Below are 4,069 nucleotides of genomic sequence, written 5' to 3'. Positions count from 1 at the left end.
GTCGTTTCCTGCAAAGTAGAATGCCATTGTGTATCTGCCTGCTCTTACCATGTTGAGTTTGTATGGGTTGAAGCTACCGTTTTCGTTGGTTGTTCTGTTGTAGATTTTATCGTTTACTGCGAATTGGATTTTAGCACCTTTTATAGGATTGCCTTTAGCGTCCAATAATTCAGTAGCATAATAAATACCTTCTTCACCAGCTTTAGTATCTACAGCATAACCGTTAAGGGTAATTACACCACCAGTAATGTTAAATTGAGATTCAACTTTAACAACAGTAGGAACAACAGGAACATTAACAGTTATCATAGTTAATGAAGGCAATAGAGTTTCATTACCAAAGTATCCAACATTAATTGCAATGCCGTTGATTGCTGCAATTACAAATGAACCGTCAGCAGCAGTTACAGTTGTATTTATAGTGCCGTTAATGACATATACAATGGAAGCATTTGCAACCGGACGTCCAACTTCATCTTTAAGTACAAATGAGATGTTCAAATCATCATTAACAACAATGTCTGTAATTTCAGTTGGAATAGGTGCAGGTAACCCCTCTACTTCGAAAAACTTGATTCCGCTTCCTGGAAGGTAGAAATCATCACCAGGATAGAATACACCTACGCCGTGAATACCTTCAGATACATTTTCCATAATAAATGATGCAGTACCATTTTCTAAAGGAAGAATAATAAATTCTTCATCAACTAAAATATAAGCATCCCCCACTACATCAGGAATACTGATAGTTACAGCAACATCATCACCAGCTTTGACTTCACTAGGAACAATAATGTTGACTTCAGGAATCACTTTTACAATAGTTTGAGTTACTATCATTTGGTTTAATGCCAAGATAGTGGAACCTGTTGCAACAAATTCAATGTCATTTAAAGGAGCTAAAGTTTCAGTAACGTCAGCTACATATGTATCAAGGGTGTTGGAAGTACCACTCCATACATCAACTTTTTCATTTCCATTGAATACAATGTTACCTTCGCCTTTTTGAGCACTTGCTGCAAAGACATATAATAATGCGTCTGCTATGTCAAAATTAACATCAGGTATATTAGCAGTAGTTTTAACTATTCTGCCAGCGTTATTGTAAGAGTTAGAAAGTAAATCAGCACCGTTTGCCATATATACAGTAGTTAAAACATTGCTTCCTTCAGTATTGTACAAGTAAATGAAATTACTTGGATAAACAGCAGTCAAACCGCTTTCCTTACTTATGAATAATGTATTGTCATTTTCTTGAGCAAATTCAGTTACATCATAAATGAATAATCCATATCCGTATTTTCCATAATTACCCAAGTTGGATTGATCTCTGTAACTGGATTTAGGAGTAACTGCATTACCGTTAAAGGTTACATTAAATACAGGGCCGTTAACACCAGTTTTATCCCAGTTGTAGGCAATATAAACAAATGCTTTTTCTAAAGATGAAGCATTATCCAGCTCAATGTCGAAAATGTCTGTTCTGTTTAATGCACTGGCAGACATGTAAGTAGAAGCATCTTGGGTTTGAATTTGAACTCCACCAGTAACAGGATATACTTCAATGTCTTCAATATAAGTTGCATTATATTCCAAATCTTTGCCGAAATTACCGTTGTACAATACCGGAAGGGTTAACGGATAGCTATAGACATAGTTATCCATTATACTTATATCAAAACCATAATTTATTAGAGTATTGTTAGCGCCGTTGACAGTGGATTCATTAATAGGTCTGATTGTTGGATCAGTTATTTGTATAATGTTTGTTCCATTAGTCAAATTGACATGAATCCTATTTAGTTCACCCTCATAATAAATAAATACGCCAACTTCATATTCGCCCGGAAGATTAGTGGTTACTGTTAAGGTAAATGTATTGTTGGTACCTGCATATACACAAGGAACACTGGTATATTCAGTTTTAACATCATCAATTACATAATAATATCCTGCATCAGCTACAATAAATTGAGGCAACGCCAAGACAGTGCTGCCGGTAGCGACAAATGAAATATAATTGGTTTCAGTGAAAAACTCTGAAACGTCCAAAGTGACCAATTCGGTAGATTTGTCGGTTCCATCCCAAACATCAGCGTATTCGTGTTCATTGAATATGATGTTACCTTCACCTTTTTGTGCACCTGCAGCCAAAGCGTAAAGTGTAGTATTTGCAAACTCGTCTATCAGGACACCCATAACAGTGTCTGCTTTAACAACTCTGCCTGCTTTATTATAATCATTTGATAATAAATCAGCACCTAAAACATAATGAAGTTCTTTGAAATTACCTCTAGGATTATTAGTCCAATATACCAAAGTACTTGGATAAACAGCAGGAGTAGGATTATTTTTATTTAAAACAAGAGTATTGTCGCCTGACACATTTAATATATCGGTAACATTATAAGCCAAAATACCATAGCCGTATCTACCATAGTTACCTAAATTGCCTTGATCCCTATAATGGGAACTAGGAGCAATAACTTTACCATTGAATGTTACTGTAAACATGTCATCAGTTTCATTGTAAAGCTTGGTATTAAACCAGTTATATGGGACAATCAATATGGCTCCAGCAATTTCAGAACCTTCATTCAAATTGACAGTCCATACATCAGTTCTATTCATGGCAGAAGCACCTAAATAAGTACCTGCATCTTGAACGTCAACTACAAACTCACCGGAGAAATATTCATAGAAATTTTCAAAGCCAGTCACATTATACTCCATATCATAGCCTAAATAACCATTGTACAGTACAGGAACAGTTATATTTTTATTATACAACCAATCATTGTGCCATAAATCCACCATATAATTAACTAAAACATGATCTGCACCATTTACAGAGAACTCATTAATTTGTCTGATAGTAGGGTCAGTCAATTCTATTATATTAATTCCTTTAGTTAAATTAACAGTAAGATTATCAACCATTACTCTTAAATCAACCCATAAATCAATTAAGAATTCACCATCAATACTACTGTTTACAGTAACTGTTAATGTGTTATTAGTACCAGCATAAACACAAGGAACACTGGTATATTCAGTTTTAATGGAGTCAATGCTGAAAGAATAACCTGCATCACATACAACCACTTGAGGTAAAGCCAGGATAGTAGAACCAGTAGCAACAAATGAAATATTATTCAGATCTTCTTCAATTAAATCACTAACATCTGCAGTGAATAAATTGGTTGATTTACTAGTTCCGCTCCAGACATCAGTAAATTCTTTTCCATTGAATATAATATTTCCCTCACCTGCTTGAGCACCGGCCGCTAATATATAAAGTGTAGTATTAACAAAATCTGTATCATCAAGATAGAAACTATTGTCAGTTTTAACAATTCTTCCTGCCTTATTATAATCATTAGATAATAAATCAGCGCCTTGGTTTAAGTGAATTTCTTTAAAACTACCTCCTGGAACATTAGTTCCATAGAATAAAACACTAGGATAAACAGCAGGAGTAGCATATTTTTTGTTTAAAACAAGAGTGTTCTCGCCAGTATTTAAAAACTCAGCAACCTCGTAAACTACAGTACCGTAACCATATCCTCCATAGTTACCTAAGTTACCTTGATCCCACCAGCAAACCGGTTCAAGAGTAACGCCATTGAATGTTACATTAAACATGTCATCAGTTTGATTGTAATCTTTAGTGTTAAACCAATTAAATGGAACATATATAAAACCAAAGTAAATGGTGGAATCTTCAGTTAAATTGACTGTCCAAACATCGGTTCTATTCATAACACCTGCAGCCAAATAGCTAGCCTCATCCTGAATATCAATTACAACATCTCCAGTAATAACATCATAATATGTCAAGAAACCTCCATTATAAGGATATTCCATTCTATAATCTAAATAACCATTAAACAATACAGGAACTGTTTTGTTTGCTTTGCCGACAACAGTACCATTGTAACTAACATCAACAGTATATTTTACTTCAGTGTTATTGGCACCTTTTACTGTTGTTTCATCAATTGGTCTGATAGTAGGATCAGTCAATAACAGAGTAGTTTCATTTTCACCGTCGAGTTCAACTTCAACA

1 protein-coding gene is annotated in these 4,069 nt (G+C 34.6%); it reads right to left on the bottom strand.

The window, feature by feature from the left end; translation table 11 throughout:
• Positions 1-4,069 (bottom strand): DUF3344 domain-containing protein (locus ACJMLH_RS01840; RefSeq protein WP_405274229.1); only part of this gene is annotated, 4,069 nt, incomplete at both ends.

Origin of the sequence: Methanobrevibacter sp. (assembly GCF_045116495.1) — an archaeon.
In the GTDB taxonomy this organism is placed as follows: Archaea; Methanobacteriota; Methanobacteria; order Methanobacteriales; family Methanobacteriaceae; genus Methanocatella.
Note: the sequence above shows the minus strand (reverse complement) of the source record. Positions and strands in the feature narration are given on the sequence as shown.